Genomic DNA, 26,163 nt, shown 5'->3' on the forward strand with positions numbered 1-26,163 from the left:
TTACTCGCTAATTAACCGCCGGCAGCACAATATGGAAGGTGGTGCCTTGTTGTTCCTGGCTTTCCACGGCAATGGAGCCGCCGTGCTGCTCAACCAGTTGGCGGCAGATGCTGAGGCCCAGCCCCGTGGACTTCTCGCCCTGGAGACCGCGCCGCCGGGCCTTGGAGAACCGGTCAAAGAGCTGCGCCTTAAACTGGTCGGGGATGCCAATGCCGTTGTCGGCTATGGTGAGCAGCAGCTTTTTATCGGCTTGCCGCAAGCCAATGGTGATCTGGCCCTTACTGGGGGTGAACTTCACGGCGTTGGAGAGCAGGTTGTTCATGATGCGCTGGAACCGTTCCTTGTTGAGGTGAGCGTACAGCGGCGTGTCTGGGTGCGTGAGGAGCAGGCGGCGTGAGCCCTGCAACTGGGTTTCCCACTCTTCCTGCACCTGTTGCAGCAAACGGCAGAGGTTGAGCCGTTCCAGCGGAATGCTGTCCTGCTGCTCCTCGCGGGAGAGGTACAGCAACTCATTGATGATGTGCCGCGACGACTGGCAACTGGTCTGGATCAGGTTCAGGTATTGTTGCTGCTGCTCGGGTGAGTTGGTGGGCTTCTGCAGCAGGGTAGTGAGCATCTCAATGTTGTTGAAGGGGCTGCGCAGGTCATGGGCCACCACGCCCAGGATCTCAGACTTGGCCCGGCTCACTTTCTGGATCTCCAGGTTCTTCTGCTCAATCTCCTTGAGTTGCAGGAAATGGGTGGCCCGGTGGCTGTACATGACCCGCGAGAGCACAAAGAAGCAGGTCAGGATCACAAAGGACATGCACTGGTTCAGGAGTACCTGGTCTGGCGGAAGGTCTGTCAGCAGGAGCACCCCGGTAAAGGCCAGCGCCGCAAACAAAACCAGCGCCAGGCTGCCGTCATACTCGAAGTCCCAGAGGAAGGCCACCGTGACCAGGCCCAGCAGGTACATGGTCAAGGTGTTCTTGGGGTTGCCCTGCGCAATGTAGGTAATGCCCAGGCAGCAGAGGATAAAGATGCACGCGTATAAAAAGCAGAGCAGTTGTGCCCACCAGACCGGTTTTGGGGCTGTTTTCTGGTCTTTAAGGGTAAAATGCGCCAGCACCTGCACCAGGGCGGAGGCAAAGGCCAAAAAGATGTTAAGGCCCCGGAAGAAGCCCACGTGCGGAATGCGGTTCAGCGAAGGGAAGGCCAGCGGGAGCATGACAATGCCACAGGGTACCAGCAAGGTAAGGGTGGAGGCTAGCCGTAGCTTTCTCAGGTTCTGCAGAGAATACTCCTCCCTAAAAGCCTCCAGGTGCGGAGGAGCGGGAGCGTTGAAAAAGTAGAAGTTCAAGGCAATGCGCTGCTGGTTTAGGTATGCACCAGCAGCCCCTTCGCTGATAGATGCACTGTGGGTGCAAAGGTAAGAAAAGTCTTATAATACAGGTACAGAATACTCCGTATAAGCCGCAGAGACTACAGATAATTCTATTGGTAGTCCGCCGCCACCAGCTGGATGGCTGAGCAGGGAAGGGCTCGGCGCTAAGCGTTTCAGAAACAAAGGCTTACCGCGCAGCATTATATTTGCGGGAGTATAGCGTTTTTCTATGTTTTGGCAAGATGTTTGGTTAAAACCAGATAGGGGGAGTCTTCTCTCCGATTGCTTACCAAGGGGGCCGTTGCTGGCTCCCGGCAAGAGGCCGCTGCCCATATTTTTTAACTTCAGTACACATGAAAACCTTTATCAATAACCTGGGGGTCTGGGGAGCGCTGCTGCTCCTGACCCTGGGCCTGGCAGCCTCCCCAGAGGCGCAGGCGGCACGTCCGGGAGACCAGGTGTCTTTCCAGACGTTTTATGATGAATTAGACCGGCACGGCCGCTGGATACGGGACCCCGAGTACGGCTACGTGTGGTCGCCCAACGTGGAGCGGGACTTTCAGCCCTATGCTACCCGGGGCCACTGGGTCATGACCGAGTACGGCAACACCTGGGTCTCTGACTATGACTGGGGCTGGGCGCCGTTCCACTACGGCCGCTGGTACTATGACGATTTTTACGGTTGGCTGTGGGTGCCCGGCCATGAGTGGGGACCGGCCTGGGTAGATTGGCGCAACGGCGGCGGCTATTACGGCTGGGCTCCCATGGGGCCGCGCGTAACCGTGGTGGTGCCGGCCACCCGCTGGGTGTTTGTGCCGGTCATGTACATCACCAGCCCGCGCATCTATGAGTACTGCGTGCCCAGAACCCGGGTGGTGAACATCTACCACAACACCACCATCATCAACAACTACTATGAGCGCGACCGCCACCGGTACGTGTACGGACCCCGCCGGCAAGACATTGAGCGCGCTACTAACCGCAAGGTGAATGTGTACCGCGTAGACCGCGACAGCCGGCCCGGTAGGGCATCCGTGGCGGATAACTCCGTCCGGATCTACCGCCCCGACGTGAATGCCCGCCGCGAGGAAGCCCCTTCACGGGTAATTGCCCGTGACAACACGTCCCGCTCCCGGTTCACCGAAAGCCGGGAAACCGTAGGCCGAAGCGACCGGAGCAGCAGCGTAGACCGGAGCCGCGAAAGTGAGGAGAATGTGGCTAACCGCCGCCGGCCGGGCGGTGAGGAGTATTCCACTCCCAGAAGCCGGTCTGGCGTGGAGGCCACGTCCGAGCAGCGCAGCACCGCAGAAAGTACCCGCCCAAGAGAAAGCGGGCGCAGGTCGCCAGCTACTACCGGGGAGTACGCCCGCCCATCGCGCCCAGAGGGAACCTATTCACCAAGACGTTCCAGGCCAATAGAAACAGCGCCTGCCGTGCAGGATGCCTCCACCGGCTATGGTTCCTCCGTACGAACTCAGGATGGTTATTCTACCCGCCGGAGCGAGGCCCCCAGCCAGGGGCAGTACCAGACCCGGTCGCGGCAAGAACCGGTTGGGGCCGGGCAGTACCAGCAGCGCAGCCGGCAAAGTTCCGCTCCCGCCCAGGCACCGGCTCCCAGAACTTCTTCGCGCCAAGGTACCGTTACGGGCCGTGACGGCAGCCAGCGCGGCCGAAACTAAGAGACAACTGATTTAATGAATGATGGGAAAGCCGCACTTCTTTGAGGTGCGGTTTTTTGTTTTTCTTGTCAAGCCAATGAGCATGGCTTCCAGTTTTAGGGCTGTTTTCAGGATTTCGGCCTTGAAACAGAAAAAGAAGTTGCTCGGGACTGATAGAGCCTGGGTCTGTTTGCGCCATGGTCCTCGGGATTTCGGGCTTAGCCTTGAAGAAATTCCAGCATCAAGTGGTTTACCCGGTCAGGCTCCTCGTGGTGCAGCCAGTGGGTGGCTTGGTCCAGGAAGACGAGTTGCCCCCGGCGGCACTGGTCTACGCTGGGTTCCGCCAATTCGGTGCCCAGAAACTGGTCTTGCTTTCCCCAGAGCAGGAGGGTAGGGAGGTCAATTTTGCGGTCTGCCGCAATGGGGTGGTACTTGTAGGCCCGGTACCAGTTGATCATGGCTTCCAGGGCACCGGGTTGGTTCCAGGCGGTTTTGTAAGCCTCCAGTTCCTGGGCAGAAAAGGTGCCCGGCCGGGCCGAACCGGTCATGGTGCTTTCCAGCACTTTAAAGTCAAACGAGCTGCTCACCGCCTCGGGCACCCAGGGCAATTGGAAAAAGCCGGCGTACCAGCTCCTCAGCATTTGTTTGGGGTTGCGGGTGAGGTGCGCATGAAACACCTTGGGGTGGGGCATGTTCAGGATCACCAGCTGCCGGAGCAGAGCCGGCTGGTGCAGGGCCAGGTTCCAGGCCACCGCGCCGCCCCAGTCATGCCCCACTAGCACCACCTGGCCCTGGCTGATTTGCGGAATAAGCCCGGCGATGTCCTGGGTCAGCTGGTCAATGGTGTAGGCGTCCACCCCGTGGGGCCGGCTGCTCAGGTGGTAACCCCGCTGGTCTGGAGCGACGGCGTGCCAGCCCTGCGCCGCGAAGAACGCCAGCTGGTGCTTCCAGCCGTACCAGAACTCCGGGAACCCGTGCAGGAACAGAATGGTAGGCCCCTCGGCCGGGCCGGCTTCTACGGTGTACAGGTGAATGCCGTTGGTGGAGTAGGAATGGGCTCTGGTCTTCATGGCTTGGGGGTTGATGGCAACCCTTTTACGTGCCAGGCGCGCTCTTTTCCGTTCTTTGGCTACATTTTGAGAAAGCGGGCATAAAACGAGATTGGCGGAGACGCTCGCAGGAGCAGCGCACACGACGAGTCGGAGTCCTGAGTCTTGAGTCCTGAGTCCTGAGTGGGGAACGGGTTTTTAGGGGCTTTTGGGAAAACGTGTGCTGGAACGTAATTGAACCCACCCCCTGCCCCTCCCAGGAGGGGAGTTATCAGCTACTTTAAGGAGAAAGTAACTCTTAATAAGCTCCCATGGCTAAAAAGAATCTGAAGGCGCTGTTTGCAAACGATGGAGCAGATTTCTCGTCACTAAACTGTATTTCTTTCACGTTTCGCCACTGCCTATGGCAAAACAACCCCAAACCGGGTTTAACCCAATTCCCCTCCTGGGAGGGGAATTGGGTTAAACCACGTTCCTGACCTCTTTTTACAAAAACTAAAAACATATTCCCTACTCAGGACTCAGCACTCAAGACTCAGGACTCAGGACTCCGGCTCGTCGTGTGCGCAGCTCCTACGAGGGTCTCCACCGATGCCTTTCTGCCCACTTTCACCAAAACAGCACAGAAATGCAGCCACAACTAGAAAACCCCGCCTTGCCAAAGACAAGAACGGGGTCCCAACAACTAAACGAAACAAAGGCTTTAAGCAGGGGCCCACCCTTTAAACGGCTGGCCTTTTTTTAGAACAACTGGTATTTGGAGAGTTCCTTTGACGGAAGTTCAGACTCGCCCATGAGGTACACGTCAATGGCGCGGGCGGCCTCGCGCCCGTCAGAGATGGCCCACACCACCAGCGACTGGCCGCGGCAGGCATCGCCGGCCGAGAAAATGCCCGGGATGTTGGTCTGCCAGTCGTTCAGCTTGAAGTTGCCGCGGCGGTCCAGCTCAAACTTGAAATTGGCAGTGAAGGCATCGTGCTCGGGACGCTCGTAGCCAATGGCAATCAGGGCCAGGTCGCAGGGCAGGATCTTCTCGCTGTTAGGCTTCTCGGTGTACTCAGACTGGTTTTTCCATTCCAGTTCTACCACGCGCAGGCCCTTCACGTGGCCGTTTTCATCAGCAATGAATTCCTTGTTCAGCCAGCCCCAGCTGCGCTCGCAACCTTCCTCGTGCGAAGAGGAGGAAGAGAGTGTGACGGCCACCTCGGGCCAGGGATTGGTGGGGTGCCGCTCAGTGCTGGGCATGTAGCGGTACTGCAGCTGCGTGATGGACTTGGCAAACTGGCGATTGGCCGTGCCCACGCAGTCGGAGCCGGTGTCGCCGCCGCCAATCACCAGCACGTGCTTGCCAAACGCGTTGAGGTCCTGCTCCGGCGCGATCTGCGCCCCGTCTACCCGGCGGTTGTGCAAGCCCAGGTAATCCATGGCAAAGTGGATGCCCTTGAGGTGGTTGCCCGGGATGGAGATGGCGCGCGGTTTGGTGGCTCCAATGCAGAGCAAGACGGCGTCATACTTGCGGTAGAGCTTTTTGAGGGTGGTGTCTTGCCCAATCTTGCGGTTCAGCTTGAACTTGATGCCTTCTTCCTCCAGAACGGCCAGCCGGCGGTCAATCACCCATTTCTCCAGCTTGAAGTCAGGGATGCCGTAGCGCAGCAGGCCGCCGGCTTTCTCGTCTTTCTCAAACACGGTCACCTTGTGGCCCGCCCGGTTCAGCTGGGCCGCCGCCGCCAAACCGGCCGGTCCCGAGCCCACGATGGCCACTTTCTTGCCGGTTCGCTGTTGCGGCGGCTGGGGTTTCACCAGGCCCAGCTCAAACGACTTCTCAGCAATGGCTTTCTCTATGTGCTCAATGGCCACGGCCGGCTTGTTGATGGCCAGCACGCAGCTGCTCTCGCAGGGGGCCGGGCAGATGCGTCCCGTGAACTCGGGGAAGTTGTTGGTGCTGTAGAGCACGCGCACCGCCCGCTCCCAGTCGCCCTCAGAAACGGCATCGTTGAAGTCGGGGATCAGGTTGCCCAGGGGGCAGCCGTTGTGGCAGAACGGAATGCCGCAGTCCATGCAGCGCGAGGCCTGCTGCTGGGTCTTGTCCTCCGGAAACGGCAGGTAAATCTCGTTGGAGTCGTTGATGCGGGCTTTGGGGTCACGGGTGCCGGGCACCTCGCGGTTATACTTTAAGAATCCATCTGGCTTTCCCATTATACCAATGCTTTTTCGGTTTCTGCTTCTTTTACCTCTAGTTGCATGGCCTTTTTAAGGTCATGCGGCATTACTTTCACAAAGTGCTGGCGGTGGTGTTCCCAGTTCTCCAGGAAGCCCTGCGCCAGCACGCTGCCGGTGTAGGCCACGTGCTCCTGCAGTTTGTGCACCATCCAGAGCAGGTCCTGGGCGTCTGGCTCTTCCAGGCCCACCATGTCCAGGTTGCACTGCTCCACGTAGCTGGGGTCTGGGGCGTAGAGGTAGGCCATTCCGCCGCTCATGCCGGCCGCGAAGTTCTTGCCCACCGCGCCCAGCACCAGCACCTTGCCGCCCGTCATGTACTCGCAGCCGTGGTCGCCAATGCCTTCCACCACCGCCTCGGCGCCCGAGTTGCGCACGCAGAAGCGCTCGCCGGCCATTCCGTTGATGTACACCTTGCCCGAGGTGGCCCCGTACAGCGCCACGTTGCCCGTGATGATGTGCTCATGCGCCAGGTACTCGCTTTCTTTAAACGGCTGCAAAATGAGCTTGCCGCCCGAGAGGCCTTTGCCCAGGTAGTCATTGGCTTCGCCGTAGAGCTTGAACGTAACCCCCGGGGCCAGGAACGCCCCGAAGCTTTGCCCCGCCGAACCGTAGAACGTGGTCTTGAAGCTATCCTCGGGCAAACCAAACTTGCCGAAGTTGCGCGAGATCTCATAGGAGAGCATGGTGCCCACTGAGCGGTCCACGTTGATGATGCGGTACTCCACCTCCGTGTTGCCTTTCTTCAGGTCGCGGATGAGTTTCTTGTCCAGCACTTTGCTGATCTCGTGGTCCTGCTCAATTTGCTTGTACCTGCCCACGTTGCGGGCCACGTACTCCTGGTGGAAGATGGGCGAAAGGTCCAGGTTCTTCAGTTTCCAGTGGTTCAGGTCAGTTCTTACTTTCAGCACCTGTGACTGGCCCACCATTTCGTTGATGGTCCGGAAGCCCAACGTGGCCATGATCTGGCGCATTTCCAGGGCCATGAAGGTGAACAGGTTCACCACGTGGTCTGGGTCGCCGGTGAACAGCTGGCGTAGGTCGGGGTTCTGGGTGGCAATGCCCACCGGACAGGTGTTCAGGTGGCACTTACGCATCATAATGCAGCCTTCCACAATAAGCGCGGCCGTGGCTACCCCGTATTCCTCGGCGCCCAGCAGCGTGGCCACCACCAGGTCATACCCGGTCAGGATCTTGCCGTCGGTCTGCAGCACTACGCGGCTGCGCAGGTTGTTCTTGAGCAAGGTCTGGTGCGCCTCGGCCAGGCCAATTTCCCAGGGCAGACCGGTGTGCCGGATGGAGCTCAAGGGGCTGGCCCCGGTGCCGCCGTCGGCGCCCGAGATCATGATGGCGTCGGCTTTCGCTTTGGCCACGCCCGAGGCAATGGTACCTACGCCGGCCTCGGCCACCAGCTTCACGTTGATACGCGCTTTGGGGTTGGCGTTCTTTAGGTCAAAGATGAGCTGCTTCAGGTCTTCAATGGAGTAGATGTCGTGGTGCGGCGGTGGGGAGATCAGGCCCACGCCAGGGGTGGAGCAGCGCACGCGGGCAATCCAGTGGTCTACCTTGTGACCGGGCAGCTGTCCACCTTCCCCCGGTTTGGCACCCTGGGCAATCTTGATCTGGATCTCATCGGCGTTGGCCAGGTAGTGGCTGGTGACCCCAAAGCGGCCAGAGGCCACCTGCTTCACCCGTGACATCTCTGAGTCGCCGTTGGGTTTGGGCGTGTAGCGAGCCTCGTCTTCGCCGCCCTCGCCGCTGTTGCTCTTGCCGCCAATGCGGTTCATGGCAATGGCCAGGGTGCTGTGCGCCTCGTAGGAGATAGACCCGAAGGACATGGCGCCCGTGGCGAACCGCTTGAGGATGGCCGATACCGGCTCCACCTCGTCCAGCGGCACCGACTGCCGTTTCCGGAATTCAAACAGGTTGCGGAGCGTAATGGTGGTCTGCTGCTGGTGCTCGCGGATGGACTTGGAGTACTCTTTGTACAGTAAATAATCGTTGAGGCGGGTGGACTTCTGCAGCAGGTGAATCACCTTGGGCGTGAGCAGGTGCTCCTCGCCGTCGCGGCGCCACTGGTAAAACCCACCCGACTCCAGCAGGTTCTCCAGGTCTGGGAACGCCGACTGGTGTTTGGTGAGCGCTTCCCGCTCCAGGTCCTCAAAGTTAAGGCCTTCCAGGCGGTTGGTGGTGCCCTTGAAGCATTTCTCAATCACTTCCTGGCCCAGGCCCAGGATCTCAAAGATCTGGGAGCTCTGGTAACTCTGCAGCGTGCTGATGCCCATTTTAGACAAGATCTTGAGCAGGCCATTGTCTACGGCGTAGATGAAGTTCTGGAAATAATGAGTGTAGGGCTGCGCGTTGTTCAGTTTCTGCTGGTCGTGCAGGCCTTTGATGGTATCATACACCAGGAACGGGTACACCGCGCTGGCCCCGTACCCAATGATAGTGGCGAAATGGTGGGTTTCCCAGGCATCGCCGGCCTCTACCACCAGCCCCGTCTTGGTGCGGATGCGTTTTTCAATGAGGTGGTGGTGCACCGCGCCCACGGCCAGCAACGACGGGATGGCCGCCCGCTGCGCCTGGATGTTGCGGTTAGAGATGATCAGTATTTTCTTGCCCGCGCGCACGGCGGCCTCGGCCTCGGCGCAGATACGGTCAATCTCGCGTTGCAGGTTGCCGGTTTCCCGCGTAGAGAAGGTAGCATCCAGGATTTCATGGTCAAAGCCTTCTTCCTTGAGGAAAATCAGTTTCTGGAACTCCACGGGATCCAGCACGGGCTGCGAGATATGGATCTGGCGGGTGTGCAGCTCGGTCTCGTCCAGAATGTTCCTGGACTCCCCCACGCGGGTGAAGAGCGACATCACCAGCCGTTCCCGGATGGAGTCAATGGGCGGGTTGCTCACCTGCGCGAAGAACTGCTTGAAGTAATGCGACACGTGCTGGCTCTGCTGCGAGAGAACGGCCAGGGGCGTGTCGGAGCCCATGCTGCCCACCGGCTCATACCCCGTGGCGGCCATGGGCTCTACCAGCATCTTCAGGTCTTCGCGAGTGTAGCCGTAGGCTTTCTGGCGCTGGCGCAGTTCTTCTGGGGTGCAGGGCTCCAGCAAGACCGCCGGCTCGGGGCGCAGGCGCAGTTTGATGCGGTTTTTCTGAATCCAGTCAAAATACGGCTTGTCATTGCAGACAATGGCTTTAATTTCCTCGTCTTCGTAGATGCGGCCCGCGGAGATATCGGCCAGCAGCATTTTGCCCGGCTGCAGGCGGCCGCGTTTCACCACGTCTCTGGGGGCCACGGTGAGGGCGCCAGCCTCCGAGGCCATGATCAGGCGGCCTTGTTTGGTGAGACAGTAGCGCACCGGGCGCAGGCCGTTGCGGTCAAGGGTGGCACCAATCTGGGTGCCGTCGGTGAAGAAAAGGGCGGCGGGTCCGTCCCAGGGCTCCATCAGGGCCGCGTGGTATTTGTAGAACGCCTTCTTGTAGGTGTCCATGTGCGGGTTGTTCTGCCAGGCCTCGGGCACCAGCATCATCATCACGTGCGGCAGCGGCCTCCCCGACAGGGTGAGCAGCTCCACCAGCGCATCCAGGTTGGCCGAGTCGGAGTCCTCGGGGTTGGTGACCGGCAACAGCCACTGCATCTCCTCCTCGGTGAACAGGGGCGAGGACATGAGCGCCTCCTTGGACTTCATTTTGTTCACGTTCCCCCTGATGGTGTTGATCTCGCCGTTGTGCGCGATAAAGCGGAACGGCTGGGCCAGGCGCCAGTTAGGGAAGGTGTTGGTGGAGAAGCGGGAGTGCACCACGGCTATCGCCGATTTAAAATCGGGGTGGCGCAGGTCATGGTAGTACTTCTCCAGTTGGTTGGTTTTGAGCTGCCCTTTATAGATAATGGTGCGGGAAGAAAAGCTGGCGATGTAAAAGGTGCCGTTCTCGCCGCGCACGCTTTTGCGGGTCTCATTGCTGATGAGGTTGCGCAGCACGAACAATTTGCGCTCCAGGTCTTCGCCCATGATGGTGGGGTCTACCGGCTGCACAAACACCTGCTCAATGTAGGGTTCCACGGCCTTGGCGCCGTGGCCCGGCACTTGGCCGTTCACCGGCACCAGGCGGTAGCCCAGCAGGCTCAGGCCCAGTTTGCGCAGGCAGTTGTTCAGGATCTTGCGGGACTTTTCCCTTACCTCATACACGGCCGGGAAAAAGACCATGCCCACCCCGTAGCTGCCCTGCGGGGGCAGCTGAATGGCAAATTCGGCCAGTTCCTTCTTGAAAAACTCATGGGGCAATTGCACCAGGATGCCCGCGCCGTCGCCGGTTTCGGGGTCACTACCGGTGGCTCCACGGTGCTCCATGTTCTTCAACATGGTAAGGGCGTCTTTTACAGTGGCATGCGATTTTTGACCATCTAGGTTTACCACACAACCAACGCCGCAAGCATCGTGCTCTAACTCGGGCGTATATAACCCTCTAGTACGTTCGTCAGCTTGATTCATTCCTTTGTTTGTATTGTAGAGTTTGGCAAGGGTGAATGAGTAAGCTATAGAGAAAAATCTAAAAAATCAACTGGTTAGTTGCTGATTTAATAGCATGATTAATGTATGGATGTGAAATTGATTTTGTATTAAGGTCATCATATTTAAAATATCAAAGTCATCCAGAAAAATGCTGGTGTAAATGGGAAACTGTTAATCTGCGGCAGAAAAAAAAATATGCGGGTAAGGGGAGGCTGGCGCACCCGGGGCGGCGCTTGCCGGGGTAGGCCGTATTTCTGGCGGTAACCCGTTCTGGCGGCGTTCTGGCAAAAACAGGCCAAAAACGGACGGTCCCGGGAGAGGGGAAGCTAAAGGGAAGGAACAGAGAGTGTTAACCGGAGTGGAGCAAGGCGCTCACGCAAGCGGAAGGAAGGGACGGCACAAAACGGCGCTCCCGTTTCAGGGCTGTTTTTCCAAAACCAGACCCTAAACGGTGCGCCCAAACTATAGAAACAGGGGCGGCTCAGGCATAAAGTCTGTCCTTTGACCGCTCCAGCAGGTAGACCAGCACCAGGGCCAGCACGTTGACCGTGACAAACGCCACGCCGGCGCCCGCTCCAAAACTGAAGCTGAACGAAGAAAGGGACAGCCGAAACTTAAACAGCCAGCTCTCCAGAAAATCAATGCCCACGCCCACTTTAAGCCCCGCCACAAAGTTGTAGGTGAGGCCAGACATGCTAAAGCTGAAGGCCTGCAAAATCTGGTTGGCCAGGGAGAGATTGAACGCCAGGCGGGTCTGCCTAAAGAGCAGGAAGCCGCACAGAATGGAGAAGATGTACAGCACGGCAGCGGCAAAAATGCCCACCCAGGTAGAGGCAGACGGGTTCTGCAGGGCCGGAATCATTTTAAGGCAAAGCCCCAGGCCAATGAGTCCGCCGGCCAGTTGGTAAACGGCAATGCCTAACGGAAGCGGATGTTGTTTTGTATGCGGGTTCTGTGGTGAAAGCCTGCTCATGGGTAAGTTCTTTAGTAAAAAGCCCCGGCTACCAGGCCAGGGCTTTCTTGTTACGGGAAAAGGTCTCTAAACTCCGGCCAAACAGGCTAGAGGCGGTTTTCTGTTCTGGGGCTGTTTTAGATAAAACAGCCCCAGAACAGGTAAGAAGGATTAATGGTCAAAGTCTACGTCTTTGTAGCGCTCGCGCAGGGCGGCCAGGCCTTTCTTGCCGTAGGCCACGCGGGTAATTACCACGTACAGCACCGGCACAATAAAGATGGCCAGGAACGTAGCCGCCAACATACCGCCAATCACAACCCAGCCAATGGTCTGCCTAGACACCGCCCCGGCACCCGAAGCCAGCACCAGCGGCACTACCCCCAGGATAAAGGCCAGCGAGGTCATGATGATGGGACGCAGACGCAGGCGTACGGCTTCAATGGTAGCCTCAATCAGGTCCATGCCGCGGTCTACCCGCTCCTTGGCGAACTCCACAATCAGGATGGCGTTTTTGGCGGCCAGACCAATCAGGGTGATCATCCCAATCTGGGCGTACACGTTGTTGTCCAGCTTAGGCAGGAAGGTGAGGGCCAGAATAGCCCCGAACATACCCAGCGGAATGGCGAACAGGATGGAGAACGGCACGCTCCAGCTCTCGTACAGGGCGGCCAGCAACAGCAACACCAGGACAATGGAGAGCGAGAAGATGTAGACGGTACTGTTCCCCGCGGCCAGCTCCTCGCGGCTGAGGCCTGAGAAGTCATAGCCATAGCCGGCCGGCAACACCTGGGCCGCTACCTCTTCCAGGGCCTGAAGGGCCTGTCCACTACTGTAGCCCGGGGCGGCGCTGCCCGAAATCTCAATGGACCGGAACAGGTTGTAGTGCGAGATCACCGCCGGGTTCTCCACCACCCGGGTAGACACCACCGCGCTCAGCGGCACCGACTCGCCCACGCGGTTCAGGACGTAATACTGGCTCAGGTCCTGGATGTCCATGCGGTAAGCGGTATCGGCCTGGGCCACCACCCTGAAGTTACGGCCGTAGCGGGTAAAGTCGTTGATGTAGCGGCTCCCCATGTAAGACGACATGGTGGCAAACACATCGGTGAGGTTGAGACCCAGTTTCTTCACCTTTTCGCGGTCCACGTCTACGTGGTAGCCCGGCGTACGGGTGTTGAAGAAGCTGTAAGCCATGGCAATCTCGGGGCGCTGGTTGGCCGCGCCCAGGAACTGCCCCATCACGCGCTCCATCTCCTTAATGTCGCCGGCGGTGCGCTGCTCCAGCATAAAGCTGAAACCACCCGACTGCCCCAGACCCGGAATGGCCGGCGGCGCCACCACCACAATGTTGGCTTCCTTGATGGCGGCAAAGCGCTGGTTCAGTTCGGCCATCACGCCTTGCAGCTTCATGGCCTCCTCCTGCCGTTCCTCCCAGGGCCGCATCTGAATGAAGAAGGTACCGCTGTTAGATTTAAACGAGAAGTTAAGGGCGTTGAGGCCGGAGATGGAAGTAGCGTTCCTGATGGCCGGCACTTCCTTGAGAATGCCCGCCATTCTTTCCAGCACCGCCTGGGTTCTGTTGGCCGAGGAGCCTTCTGGCAGCTCCACCGCAATGAACAAACGACCCTCGTCTTCAGTAGGGATAAAGCCGGTTGGTTTGTTGGCGAACAAGCCCACGGTGCCCACATAGATACAGGCCAGGATAATCAGGGCCAGCGGGGCGGCTTTGATGCTCTTGCGCACGCCCACTGAGTAAGACTCCGTGGTTCTGGCGAACCAGTTGTTGAACCGGTAGAAGAACTTGTTCAACCCTCTGGACTCGCGGTTCACGTTCATGGGTCGCAGCATGAGCGAGCAAAGCGCCGGGGTAAGCGTCAAGGCCACAAAGGCCGAAATCAATACTGAGATGGCGATGGTAATGGCGAACTGCTGGTACAGACGGCCCACAATACCCGGGATAAAGCCCACCGGAATAAACACCGCCGCCAGGATCAAGGCAATGGCAATAACGGGCGCCGTGATGTCTTTCATGGCCTTACGGGTAGCCTCGCGCGGCGAGAGCCGCTCATGGTCTATGTAGTGCTGCACCGCTTCCACCACCACAATGGCATCATCCACCACAATACCAATGGCCAACACAAACCCGAAGAGGGTAAGCGTGTTGATGGTAAAGCCCAGCGGAATGAAGAAGATAAAGGTACCGATGATGGACACCGGAATGGCCAGGATAGGCACCAGGGTAGCGCGCCAGCTCTGCAGGAACAGGAACACCACAATGATTACCAGCACCAGGGCCTCCAGCAGGGTGTGCACCACCTCGTTGATGGACACCTCCACCACCGTCACTGACTCAAAGGAGACAATGTAGTCCACGTCGGCGGGGAAGGATTTCTTCATCTCGGCCAGGGTGGCGTAGATGCCCTCGGCGGTGGCCACGGCGTTGGAGCCCGGGGCCTGGTAAATCAGCATCATGGCGGCCGGGTTCCCGTTGATGGTGGCCTGCCGGCCATAGTCAAACTGCCCGAACTCCACGCGGGCCACGTCTCGCAGGTACACCAGGGAACCGTCCTGCGGGTTGGTGCGAATGATCACGTTCTCAAACTGCTCCTGGGTAGCCAAGCGGCCACTCACCGTAATGGGGTACTGGAACGCCTGCGAGCTGTACTGCGGCCGCGCGCCTACCGTACCGGCCGCCACCTGCATGTTCTGCTCCTGAATGGCCGCCACTACCTGGTTAGGGCTCATGTTGTACTGGGCCAGTTTGTCGGGTTGCAGCCACAGGCGCATGCTGAAGTCCTGGCCAATGGCGGTCACGTCACCCACCCCGGCTACCCGCAGCAAGGCGTCTTTCACGTAAATGTTGGTGTAGTTGTCCAGGTACTGCACGTCGTGGGTCTTTCTGGGCGAGTAGATCCCCACCACCATCAGGATACTGGGGTTCCGTTTCCGCACGGTTACCCCTAGGCGGCGCACCTCTTCGGGCAGGCTGGGCTCGGCAATGCTGGCGCGGTTCTGCACGTCCAGGGTGGCAATGTCAATGTCAGTACCCACCTCAAAGGTCACGGTCATGTTCATCTGGCCGGTACTGGTGTTGGTGGAGGTAAGGTAGGCCATGCCCGGCGTACCGTTCACCTGCGTCTCAATGGGCGTGGCCACGGTCTGCTCCACCGTCTGGGCATCGGCCCCCGTGTAGTTCGCCGATACCGATACCGTGGGCGGGGAAATGTCGGGGTACTGGGTAACGGGCAGGTTCATCATGGCCAACGTTCCTACCAGCACGATCACAATAGAGATCACGATGGCGGTGACGGGCCTTCTTATAAATACATCAGATATCATGTTGTTTCTGAAATAGCCTCTTAAACATTATTTTCTGGCACCAGCCGGGGCACCGCCTCCGGCTTGCGGCGCGCCTACCTGAATCTTGGCTCCCTGGCGCAGTTTCTGGATGCCTTCCACCACAATCACGTCGCCGGCCTCTAAGCCTTCGCGGGCCACAATCTTGTCCTGGAAGCGGGTGCCCAGCAACACGTTCTGCTGCTGCACAGAGTCGCCCTGCACTTTGTACACAAAGTACTCACCCAGCTGCTCGGTCACGGCTTTGTACGGGATGGTAACCTGCTGGCCAATGTCCTGGTTGAGCACGTTCACGCTCACGGTCATGCCGGCAATGAGCTGGCGGTCTGGGTTGGGGAAGCTCACGCGCACCGTAATGGTACCAGACTGCAGGCCCACGGCGCGGTCAATGGCGGTGAGCTTGCCGGTGTGCGGATAGCCCGTGCCGTTAGACAGGGTGAGGGTGAAGAGCGAGTCGGGCTGCTTGCCCTGGCGCAGGCGGTTAAAGCGCGGCAACTCCTGCTCGTTGATCACGAAGTCCACTCCGGTGGGGCCGTCTGAGGAGATGGTGTTCAGCAGGGTTTGGCCGGGGCTTACCTGCGAGCCCACCCGCACCTGCGAGATGCCAATGGTACCGCTGAACGGCGCGTTGATGACCGAGTAGCCCAAGTCTGTGGAGGCGCTGGCCACCTGGGCCCGGGCCACGGCCACCTGGGCGCGGGCGGTTTCCACGTCGGCGCGGGCGTAGTCTACGCGTTGGCGGGCAATGGCGTCCTGGCGGGCCAGGTTCTCATAGCGTTCCAGGTCTTTCTGCACGCGGTCCAGGTTGGCCTGCGCGCTGCGCACGTTGGCCTGGGCCTGGCGGTAGGCGGCCATGTATTTGGTGCGGTCAATCTCATAGAGCTTCTGGCCTTTGGTCACGCGCTGGCCGTCTTTCACGAAGATCTGGGAGATGTAGCCGCTTACCTGCGGGCGCAGTTCTACCTCGTTGAGCGGCACCACGGTGCCCGGGTAGGTATCTGTGCCCACCACGTGCTCTTGGCTAACGGTATAGGTGTTCACCGGAACGGGGCCGCCCATCATGGCGCCCTGTGGGGCAGCTTCCTTTTTACCGCAAGATACCAGCATGGTCGCAAACAGGGCGGCCGCCGCCAATGGGGAATACGTTCTTTTCATTTTATAGGGAAGTGTTTTTCTGTTCTGGTGATTATTCAACGGCAATGGTGCCCAGGGCGCGCTGTACATCCAGCTTGCTGGACAGCACGTTGTACAGGGCATTGTAATAGTTCAGCTGCGCGGTGCGCAGGTCGGTCTCGGCCACAATCAGGTCAAGGTAGGTCTTGATGCCCTCGTTGTACTGCAGCCTGATCACGTTGTAGACCTCTTCGGCCAGCTGGTTGTTGCTCTGCAGGGTGAGCCAGTCGGTATAGTCGCTCTTGTAATTGGCCAGGGCGGTCTGGTACTCGGTGTTGATGACGCGCTGCAGGTTCTCCAGGTCCACGTTGATGCTTTCTTCGCGCAGGCGCGAGATGCGCACGTTCTGCAGCCTTCGGCCCCCCTGGAAGATAGGAACGCTCAACTGCAGGCCTACCTGCGAGGTGGGATACACCTGGCTGTAGAGATCAGAGAGGTTGTTGCTGAAGAACAGCGGGTTGTAGTTGCCGTACACCGAGGCGGTGGGCAGGAAGCCCCAGCGGTAGTAGCGCGTGTTCAGAAGCTGGATCTGCCGCTGCGTCTGCAGCTGCTGGAACTCTACCCGGTTGGCGTATACCACCTGCTGGGTAGTGTCTACCTGTATGTTCTGCTGCATCTGGTTGTAGTCATACGCCAGGTCCAGGTTGGTTTCTACCGGGAGGCCCATCAGTTGCTTGAGCACCGCCACGCGGGCCTTGATGGTTTCCTGGGCGCGTTTGCGGTCGGCGCGGGTGCTGGCCAGGGTGATGCTGGCGCGCTGGTAGTCGGTTTTGTCTACCAGGCCCTGCTCGTACTGGGCGCGGGCGTCGCGGTACTGCTTTTCCAGGCGGGTGATGTTCTCGTCCAGGATGCGCAGTTGCTCCTGGGTGAGCAGCACGCTGTAAAAGGCCTTGCTCACGTCTACCACAGTGTTGATCTTGCTGGCCCGCGTGTTCTGGTCCAGGGAAAGACGGGTGTAACGCGCCGCGCGGGAGGCCAGCAAGAGGTCATTGCTATACAGCGTTTGGTTGGCCTGCAGCAGCACGTTGGACGTGTAGTTCTGGCCAAGGGTGATGACCTGGTCACCGAACACGCTGCGTTGCCGCTGAATATTGCGTACCGCCGAGAACTGGCCCGTTACCTGGGGCAGCCAGCCGGCTAACTGCGCCCTGATCTGGCGCTCACCAATTTCTTCTTCAATCTGGGCTTGTCTCACCTCGGCCTGGTTCTGCAGGGCGTACTGCACGCACTGCTGCAGGGTGAGGGTGCCGCTGGGGGGACTCTGGGTGGTACCGCCTTGTGCCGCTGCCCCCAAGGGCACCAGCAGGTATCCCAGGACAACAGACACCAGAAGCTTGATTCTCTTCATGGATAATATAGTTAGGAGTAAGTAAAAGGGATTCAGTCTTTTTTAATGCCGTCCCACACCATCTGGGCCAGTTGCTGCAGGTCTGCCTGGGAGAGGGTGAGCTGTTCAGACAGGTGAAGCTTGGCGGCGGTGAGGGCACTGCTGTAGATCATCATGCGCATGAGGCGTGGGTTCATGGGGCGCAGGTAATTGTTCTCAATACCCGACTCTATGAACTGGATGACCTCTTTCTGGAAGCGCTCATCCTGTTCTTTAGAGCAGCGTTGCACATAGGGGGAATTCACGAACTGCTCCATGAAGAAGAGTGAATTGGGGTTTTGGATGTAGAACATACACCGGCTGATCCAATGGCTGAAGAACCGGGCCTTGTAATCCATGTCTTCGCGGCTGTTTTCCTTGATGGCATCTAGCAACCTGTATTGGGTGTAGGTATACAATTCCTGGATTAAGGTGTCTTTGCTGTCAAAGTAATGGTAAATGGTGCCGGCCGCCACGCCCGCCTTTTTTGCCACCTGGCTCATGGGCGTGCCATGGAAGCCGTTTTCCTTGATTAGCTTAAGCGTACTTTCTAGAATCGCTTTCTTCTTCTCAGCCATCATCGCCATCTCGTTTCTCGCCATCCGTCTATTGAATGTTCATTCGGTTTTGCAAAGTAAGAACCATTTGAACCGTAAAACAAAGAAACGCATGGTAGCCTAAAGGAAAGCAACAGATACTAGTATGGAGTTTGCATGAAAAAGTTTTCCTTAGAGGAGAAAATCAACCGCTTTCAGTCCGCTTTGGAAAAAAGGGCCCCAAAACGGAGAAGCTATGGTCACGCAGGGTGAATTCATGTCCGGTGTGCCCCGGTCTGATCAGAGCCTTGCAGGGGCAAACGGTTTCAACCCCGTTTGCGGGTTTCCTGGGCCTGCGCTGCATTTCTGGGTTGTTTTCTCTGACAGATTCACCTGAGTGGGGCGGGAATTCCGGCGAGGTTTCGGTCTGTCAGGGTCAGACCGAGGGAACGGTGGTGGCTACATTGGCCAGAGCACCTGGGTTTGGTTCTTCAGGCTGCGGCCTGACATGGGTGAGGGCCTGAAATTCGTAAGGCGGAAGCGTGAGAACCTTTGCGCCATCTGTTCTAATACAGCCGTGACGGTGAAAACAATCGGCCTTGCCGGTACCTGGAGGAAAAAGGCAGGAGGGACGCGTGCTCACGGGTAGCCGTGCCGTTTTGGGGCCGATTTAGGGGAAAAGGGCCCTAAACGGCTTAGAAAGAGCTGGTGCGGTCCTGTTCCAGAATGTGCTGCACAATCTTCTGGGCGTGGTCACGGGAGTTCTCTATGAACCACAGGTGGGTGTCCATGCCGCCGCAGACCACCCCGGCCAGGTACAGCCCGGGCTGGTTGGTTTCCATGGTCTGGGGGTTGTGCTGCGGGTACAGCTTGTCGTCTGGGGAGAGCTCTACCCCAAACTTGCGGAGCAGGTCAAAGTTAGGTTTGTAGCCCGTGAGCGCCAGCACAAAGTCATTCTCCAGGGTGACAGGTCCGTCTGGGGTTTGGATATCCACTTCGCCCGGCCTGATGGCGGTAATGCAGGAATTAAAGTGCGCCTTGATGCTGCCTTCCTTGATGCGGTTCTCAATATCGGGCCTGACCCAGTACTTCACCCGCCGACCGATTTCGGGGCCCCGCACCACCATGGTCACGCGGGCGCCTTTGCGGTAAGTTTCCAGGGCCGCGTCTACTGAGGAGTTGCTGGCGCCCACCACCACCACGTTCTGCAGGGCGTAGTAATGCGGGTCTTTGTAGTAGTGGGTCACGTGGGGCAGGTCTTCGCCGGGTACGTCCATGAGGGCCGGCAGGTCATAGAAACCCGTGGAGACAATCACTTTGCGGGCCCGGTAAGAGCCCTTGGCCGTCTGCACCTCAAACCTGGGGCCCACCTTCTCCACCGAGAGCACTTCCTCAAACAGGCGCACGTTCAGGTTAAACTTGAGGGTCACCCGGCGGTAGTATTCCAGGGCCTCGTTGCGGCGCGGCTTGGGGTTGTCTGAGATAAAGGGCACCCCGCCAATCTCCAGCTTTTCTGAGGTGGAAAAGAACGTCATGGTCACCGGGTAATTGTAGAGCGAGTTCACCAGGGCGCCTTTGTCCAGGATCACGTAAGAGAGTCCGGCTTTCTGGGCCTCAATGCCGCACGTGAGCCCAATGGGCCCGGCCCCGATTACTACTAGGTCAATTTCTGAAGAGGTACGCATGCCGCAAAGGTACAGAGGGATTTTGGGATGGAAGCAAGGGTGTGAACCAGACAGTGTACGAACGCGGGCTGAAACAGGCGCAAAATAAGCCCGCCCAATTAACCTGCCGCCAGAAATTTCGAGGAAGCGTTTCAGGCTTTATTGCTGAAAATCAGCCCCAAAACGCTGGGATAGGGTAGGGCAGCCCGGGTACGCATGATCCTGCCTGGCCCAACTTACGTTTAAGCTCCCAAACGTTCCGCCGTTTTGGGGCTTTTTCCGTAAAAACGGCGCCAAAACCGCAAAAAGTGCGAAGTTGTGGGCCCGGTGCCCGAAAAAATTGCCCATACAAAGGCAGAACAGAGTACCTTCCGCCGGCGGACCAGAGCGGAACCCGTGACGCAACCACCCTTTCACCCCTACACGCAGGTAAGCATGAACCGGAAGATCAGGCAGCTACAGTCTTTCTTTTACAGCCAGAATTTCTCAGACGGCCTCCGGATCACCATTGGGGTGCTGCTGCCCGCGCTGCTGTTCTCTTACCTGGGCCAGTTGCAGACGGGCATCACCATCTCACTGGGCGCGCTGGGCACCAGCCTGGCCGATTCACCGGGGCCGGCGGTGCACCGGCGCAACGGCATGCTGGTGTGCATGGGCGTGTGTGCGGTGGTGGCCTGGTGCACGGTGCTTGCCCGCCTGCACCCGGTCACGCTGGGCCTGGAGATTTTCGTGCTGAGCTTTGTGTTTTCCATGTGGCAGGTGTACGGCATGCGCGCCACCCTCATAGGCCTGGCCGGGTTGCTGGTGCTCATCCTGTCCATGGACCGGCCGCTGGCCCTTAACCAGGTGCTGCCCTACGGGTTGCTGGTGCTGGGCGGGGGCGTCTGGTACCTGCTGCTGAGCCTGCTCACGTTCCAGATCATGCCGTACCGGCCCGCGCAGCAGGCCCTGGGCGAGTGCATCCTGGAGGTGGCCAACTTCCTGCGCATCAAGGCGGGCTTTTACCGGCCCCAGGCCAACCTGCAGCAGGAGTACCGCAAACTGGTGACCCAGCAGATTGTGGTGAGCGAAAAGCAGGACGCCGTGCGCGAGGTGCTGTTCAAGACCCGGCAGATTGTGAAGGAGTCCACCGACACCGGCCGCAAGCTGGTGATGACGTTTGTAGACCTGGTAGACCTGTACGAGCAGATCACCGCCATCCATTATGACTATGCCACCATCCTGGAGAAGTTTGGGCCCACCGGCATCCTGGACCAGATCTCCGGGCTTGTGGAGAACCTGGCCGATGAGCTGGAGAACATCGGCTTTGCCATGCAGGCCAACCTGAAACTCACCCATCGGCCGGACTTCCAGCAGAAGCTGGAGCACCTGAAAGCCTCCATTGACGCCCTGGACAACCAACTGGAGGAAACCAGCACCCTGGTGTTGAAGAAAGTGTTGGTCAACATCAGAACCATCGCGCAGCGCCTGGCAGACATTATATCGTACCACAACCCCCAGGCCGCCCATCGGGCCAGCCTGACCCACACGCTGGAGTTTGGCCAGTTTGTGTCGCACCAGAACTTTTCGCCGCGGCTGTTCCTGGACAATCTCACGTTCGGTTCGTCGGTGTTCAGGTTCTCGTTGCGGGTGGCCCTGGTGGCGCTCTTTGCCTACGTGCTCACCAAGTTTTTCCCGTACGGGCAGCACAGCTACTGGGTGTTGCTCACGGTGGTGTTCATCCTGAAACCCGCCTTCAGCCTCACCAAGCAGCGCAACGTGGAGCGGGTGGTGGGTACCCTGGTGGGTGGTGTGATTGGGCTATTGATTCTGTACCTGGTGCGCAATGAGACGGCCCAGTTCCTGTTCCTGCTGCTGTTCATGACCGGTTTTTACACCGTGCAGCGCATCAACTACGTGCTCAGCGTGATTCTTATGACGCCCTTTATGCTCATCCTGTTCAGCTTTCTGGGGGCCGGGGGACTGGCCATTGTAGAGGAGCGCGTGATTGACACTGTGGTGGGCTGCGCCATTGCCTTTGCTGCCACCTACTTTGTGTTTCCCAACTGGGAGTCGCAGCAGGTGGGGCGCTTTGCCCGGGGCGTGCTGGAGGCCAACCTGAACTACCTGCAGGTCCTGGCCCACGGGCTGGCGGGCCAGGAAATAGCCGAGGTACAGTACAAACTGGCCCGCAAGGAGGTGTACGTGAAGTCGGCCAACCTGTCGGCGGCGTTCCAGCGCATGTCCGGCGAGCCCAAGCGCAAGCAGCGCAACAGCCAGCAGGTCTACGAGTTTGTGGTGCTCAACCACGTGCTGTCTTCCTACATTGCCAACGTGGTGTCTGAGCGCCTGGCCACCGGGGCCAAAGGCTACCCGAAGCCGTTCCTAAGGCCCATCCGGAGGGCGCAGCTTTCCCTCACCGAGGCCATCCGGCAGCTGGCGCCCCAGTTCCAGGCCCCGGAGCCCGAACACGAGGCGCCAGAACCTGCCGCCGAGACCCTGCCTACTCTTTCCGCCGAAGACCGCCTGCTGGCCGAGCAGCTGGAGTTCATCCGGAAAATCTCAGCCGACATCCAGAAGCTCACCCGCCAGATCACCGCCGCCCAGAAAACTCCAGCCCCGAAACAGGCTGCAGCCGCGGAATAGTCCTCCTGTTTTGGGCTTGTTTTTCCAGAAAAGCACTAAAAACCAGAACCAGATTTGCAGGAGTGGGGCAGAACGTGTATATATGTAGGTACATTAATTAAGGCCAACCCAAACGGGGAGCTTCGGGTTCCTGCAAGGGGCCTTTCTGTCACCAACAAGCTTCAGTAAACCAAACCTACCACTATGGCAACTACCAAATGGGTGCTAGACCCCACGCACAGCGAAGTGCAGTTTAAAGTGAAACACCTCATGATCACCACCGTGACCGGCTACTTCCAGCGCTTCAACGTGGAAGTGGAGACCCAGGGCGATGATTTCGCTACCGCTTCCAGCGTGCTCTTCACCGCCGACGTGAACTCCATTAACACCAACAACGAGCAGCGCGACACGCACCTGAAGTCGGCTGATTTCTTTGAGGCCGAGCAGCACGCCGAGATTCGGTTCGTGGGCCAGCGCTACGAGAAAACGGGCGAGGACACTGCCCAACTGCACGGCGACCTCACCATCAGGGGCACCACCAAGCCGGTGACTGTGGCCGTGGAGTTCGGCGGCATTGTGGTAGACCCGTACGGCCAGACCAAGGCCGGCTTCACCATTACCGGCAAGATCAGCCGCAAGGAGTTCGGCCTCACCTGGAACGCCGTGACCGAGGCCGGCAGCGTGGTGGTGAGCGACGAAATCAGGCTGAACGCCGAGATTCAGTTAGTGAAGCAAGCGTAACCGCCGTTTTCACCCCCAAAACAGAAAAGGAGCCCTAAAACGGCTCCTTTTTTTGTTTACGGCTCTTTGCCAGAACGGGCGCTACAATAGAAGCTTGCCCAGAACAGGAGCGGGCAGAAGCTAGGCGCAGAAAACAGCCTCTCTGGTAAAAGTTGGGCCAGACCGGAGGAAAGTGGCAAGGAAGGAATGGTTTTTGTTTGAAGATTGAAAAGTGCGGGGGAACTGCAGCCCGGTAACCGGTTGGGAAACAGCGCTAAACGAAAAATAGCTGCCGCAAAATATGTGTATTTTGAAATATTTTGGTAAGCAGTGTAATTTTTTTTATAACCATAGGCTTATCTATACGTATAGCAGGTGTCCCCACATCAAGAAGAGAAGTAGGAGCGTCAAGTTTTTATGGCAATGAAGAATACTTTTGGCATGGAGATCATCCCAGACAATGAGGCTGATCGGGTTCAAAGACTACACGATTACCAGATTTTAAAGATTGAAACCGAAGGGGCTTTCAAGCACATTGCGGCCCTGGCGGCCCACATGTTCAGGGTACCCATTGCCTTGGTTTCTTTTGTAGACGCAGACAAAGTTTGGTTTAAGGGCAGCGTGGGCATGGACGGGGAAACCGCCCTGGATCGGGGCGTGGGCCTGTGCTCCCTGTCCATCCTAAAAAAAGAGGCTACCGTGATCAAAGACGCCTCCAAAGTACCCTTTCTGCAGCACAACCCCCTGGTGGCCGGCAAGTTTGGGCTCCGCTTTTACGCCGCCGCGCCCCTGACCACCTATGACGGCTTCGCCCTGGGCTCAGTGAGCGTGGTGGACAGAACCCCGCGCGACTTTACCCCCGAAGACCAGGTAACCCTGGAGTACATGGCCAAGCTGGCCATGGATGAACTGGAACTCTGGAAATGCCGCCTCTACACCGAACAGAAGGGCCGGGCCTTTGCCTAGCGCCCCATGCGTATAAAAACAAAAAAGCCTGCGTCTCCAAAAACGCAGGCTTTTCTGTTTTTAAGGGCCAGCCGCCCAGGTTTTAGGGCTGTTTTCCTGAAATCCGGTGAAAAACAAGATTCTCACCGGAAACCAGCCCTTTGCCGCTGCTGTGGACCTGTGCCAGGCACTTCCCTCACTGCTACCGCGAAGCCGGCCCTGGCTGTTTGGCCGGAGTTTTCCGGAAAACAGGCCCTAAACCAACTTGTTATTCAACAGAGGCGGTGCTTTTCTTGCCGCCCAGCCAGATGTTCTGCAACTCCACTTGCTCGGCGTTCACAATGCTCACCGGAATGTTCACCGTGTCAATGGTGATGCCGTTGAAGAACAGGTTGCGCACCTTTTTATCGGCGAAGCCCTCCACGGTAATGCCGTAGCCGGTGGCCTTCTGGCAGGTGATGTTGTTGAAGTGGATGTCGTGGATGTCGGTTTGGTAGCCCTGGCCCTCGTTCTTGTACTTGGACGTGATCATGATCAGGTCTTCTACCTCGCCAAAGGCGATATTGCTGGCGTAGATGTGGGCAATCTCGCCGCCCCGGTCGGCATTGGACTTGAGGTAGAGCCCGCGCTTGAGTTTACCCGCGAAGGTGGAGTTCTCAATGTATACGTTGCGCACCCCCGCCGACATTTCGCTGCCCATGACCACGCCGTGCAAACCCATGAACCGGCAGTTACGGATAATGATGTTCTGGCTGCTACGCTTGGAGGCACGCCCGTCATGGTCGCGGCCGGCTTTGATGGCAATGTTGTCGTCGCCGTTGTTGAAGGAAATGTTCTCAATTAAAACATCCTCGGTGAACTCGGGGTCAATGCCGTCGTTGTTGAGGTTATGGGCGTTGAACTGCACCCCGCGCACAATCACGTTCCTGCACAGCACCGGATGGATGCACCAGAACGGCGAATCCTCAATCCTGATGTCTTCCACCAGAATGTTCTCGCACTCAAAGAACTGGATCAGCTGCGGGCGCAGGAACCGGCCTTTGCCAAACACCCGCTTTTCAATGGGTACCCGTTGGTGGTTCATGGCGCGGCTCTCGTCCTGGGCGGGCTTCTGCTGGGCGCGCCACTTGGCCCACCTTTGGGCATCCTCGGCCTTGATGGTGCCCTTGCCGGTAATGGCCACGTTCTTGAGCTGGTAGCCGTAAATGAACGGGCTGTAGTTATAGAGGAAGGTGCCCTCCCAGGTGGTTTTCACCACGGGCAGGTAATGGTCGGCCTCGGCGCTGAACACCAGCACAGCCCCTTCCTGCAGGTGCAGCTCGGTGTTGGACTGGAAGTGAATGGGCCCGTTGATCTTGTACGTGCCCGCCGGTACCACAATGCGCCCGCCTTTGCTCTTCTTTGCCTGCTGCATGGCTTTGTCAAAGGCCGGCTTCCAGTTGGTGCCGTTGGCCGAAGCGCTCTTGAACTGGGTAATGTTGAACTGCCTGTTAGGAATAACCGGAGGCTTGATGCGCTGCAGAATTGCTTCCTTGGGGTCTGGCGCGGTCCTGAAGGCGGCCAGCAGGGCTACCGCAAGCACCATGCCCACTACCGGAAACCAGCGGTAGCTTTTCCTGTGCGCAAAGGGTGCCTGAAAGAGTTTTGAGAGGCTTGGTTGCTGCTTCATGTGCTGACAAGTAGGTGATGGAAAAGACTAAAGGTAGCACAAAATGCCTTTCTAAACCGGGATTAAACCTGATTTATGGAGAGAGCATATTTTTGAAAATAAAGCTGTTTCGCGTTTTTGGTTTTGTCCCTGGCGCAAGCGCCGCTTATGCCTTGCGCGTACAAAGCTCCCTGTTTCTGGGCGGTTGTCTGAAAAGTAGCCCTGAAACGGCGGCACCAGCGGACGCTTGCGCCAGATGTAGCCCTTATAGATGAAAAAGGAGAAACCCTACATCGGTTCTATATAAGGGAGTTAGGATGTATACTCTTCGGCCAAAGAAATTTCAGATCATCTCGCTACCCCAGCTACATCCCACGAGCCAACGGAATGGTCCATCAAA

General features: G+C 58.2%; 15 protein-coding genes. 4 read left to right on the forward strand and 11 right to left on the reverse strand.

Going from position 1 to position 26,163, the window contains the following annotated elements; genetic code table 11:
- Positions 1-7 precede the first annotated feature (7 nt).
- Positions 8-1,339 carry a sensor histidine kinase gene (locus JT718_RS01820; RefSeq protein ID WP_205499960.1) on the reverse strand — a complete coding sequence of 444 codons (1,332 nt, stop codon included), beginning with the start codon at positions 1,337-1,339 and terminating at the stop codon, positions 8-10.
- 377 nt (positions 1,340-1,716) lie between these two features.
- Between JT718_RS01820 and JT718_RS01825 the strand changes: the two genes are divergently transcribed.
- Positions 1,717-3,042: a DUF6600 domain-containing protein gene (locus JT718_RS01825; RefSeq protein ID WP_205499961.1), complete on the forward strand. Its 1,326-nt coding sequence runs from the start codon at positions 1,717-1,719 to the stop codon at positions 3,040-3,042.
- Between the two features lie 197 nt (positions 3,043-3,239).
- On the opposite strand, the gene JT718_RS01830 is transcribed toward JT718_RS01825, so the two are convergent.
- The 9 genes from JT718_RS01830 to JT718_RS01870 form a co-directional block, all read right to left on the reverse strand.
- Positions 3,240-4,091 carry an alpha/beta fold hydrolase gene (locus tag JT718_RS01830; RefSeq protein ID WP_205499962.1) on the reverse strand — a complete coding sequence of 284 codons (852 nt, stop codon included), beginning with the start codon at positions 4,089-4,091 and terminating at the stop codon, positions 3,240-3,242.
- Positions 4,092-4,811: 720 nt separating this feature from the next.
- On the reverse strand, positions 4,812-6,266 hold the full coding sequence (locus JT718_RS01835; RefSeq protein WP_205499963.1) for a glutamate synthase subunit beta: 1,455 nt from the start codon (positions 6,264-6,266) through the stop codon (positions 4,812-4,814).
- Positions 6,266-10,777 (reverse strand): glutamate synthase large subunit, encoded by a 4,512-nt coding sequence (gene gltB, locus JT718_RS01840; protein WP_205499964.1) that lies wholly within the window; start codon positions 10,775-10,777, stop codon positions 6,266-6,268. Before gltB ends, JT718_RS01835 begins: the two co-directional genes overlap by 1 nt.
- 502 nt (positions 10,778-11,279) lie before the next feature.
- Positions 11,280-11,771, reverse strand: coding sequence for a hypothetical protein (locus JT718_RS01845; protein ID WP_205499965.1), 492 nt, complete (start codon positions 11,769-11,771; stop codon positions 11,280-11,282).
- A 150-nt stretch (positions 11,772-11,921) separates the two neighbouring features.
- Positions 11,922-15,089 (reverse strand): efflux RND transporter permease subunit, encoded by a 3,168-nt coding sequence (locus JT718_RS01850; RefSeq protein WP_205499966.1) that lies wholly within the window; start codon positions 15,087-15,089, stop codon positions 11,922-11,924.
- 27 nt (positions 15,090-15,116) lie between these two features.
- Positions 15,117-16,262, reverse strand: a complete 1,146-nt coding sequence (locus JT718_RS01855) for an efflux RND transporter periplasmic adaptor subunit (RefSeq protein WP_205499967.1) — start codon at positions 16,260-16,262, stop codon at positions 15,117-15,119.
- A 31-nt stretch (positions 16,263-16,293) separates the two neighbouring features.
- Entirely contained in the window at positions 16,294-17,628 is a 1,335-nt protein-coding gene (locus tag JT718_RS01860) for a TolC family protein (protein ID WP_205499968.1), read from the reverse strand.
- Positions 17,629-17,660: 32 nt separating this feature from the next.
- Positions 17,661-18,248 carry a TetR/AcrR family transcriptional regulator gene (locus JT718_RS01865; protein ID WP_205499969.1) on the reverse strand — a complete coding sequence of 196 codons (588 nt, stop codon included), beginning with the start codon at positions 18,246-18,248 and terminating at the stop codon, positions 17,661-17,663.
- Between the two features lie 629 nt (positions 18,249-18,877).
- On the reverse strand, positions 18,878-19,867 hold the full coding sequence (locus tag JT718_RS01870; protein WP_205499970.1) for a YpdA family putative bacillithiol disulfide reductase: 990 nt from the start codon (positions 19,865-19,867) through the stop codon (positions 18,878-18,880).
- Between the two features lie 375 nt (positions 19,868-20,242).
- On the opposite strand from JT718_RS01870, the gene JT718_RS01875 reads away from it, so the two are divergent.
- From JT718_RS01875 to JT718_RS01885, 3 genes are all read left to right on the forward strand, one after another.
- Positions 20,243-22,471 carry an FUSC family membrane protein gene (locus JT718_RS01875; protein WP_317195462.1) on the forward strand — a complete coding sequence of 743 codons (2,229 nt, stop codon included), beginning with the start codon at positions 20,243-20,245 and terminating at the stop codon, positions 22,469-22,471.
- 183 nt (positions 22,472-22,654) lie between these two features.
- Positions 22,655-23,191, forward strand: coding sequence for a YceI family protein (locus JT718_RS01880; protein ID WP_205499971.1), 537 nt, complete (start codon positions 22,655-22,657; stop codon positions 23,189-23,191).
- A 402-nt stretch (positions 23,192-23,593) separates the two neighbouring features.
- Complete coding sequence (locus JT718_RS01885) at positions 23,594-24,136, forward strand: GAF domain-containing protein (RefSeq protein ID WP_205499972.1); 543 nt, start codon at positions 23,594-23,596, stop codon at positions 24,134-24,136.
- Positions 24,137-24,383: 247 nt separating this feature from the next.
- Here the strand turns inward: JT718_RS01885 and JT718_RS01890 are convergent, their stop codons facing one another.
- Positions 24,384-25,784 carry a glycoside hydrolase family 28 protein gene (locus JT718_RS01890; protein WP_205499973.1) on the reverse strand — a complete coding sequence of 467 codons (1,401 nt, stop codon included), beginning with the start codon at positions 25,782-25,784 and terminating at the stop codon, positions 24,384-24,386.
- Positions 25,785-26,163: the final 379 nt, after the last annotated feature.

This window comes from Rufibacter psychrotolerans (genome assembly GCF_016924645.1).
GTDB lineage: Bacteria > Bacteroidota > Bacteroidia > Cytophagales > Hymenobacteraceae > Nibribacter > Nibribacter psychrotolerans.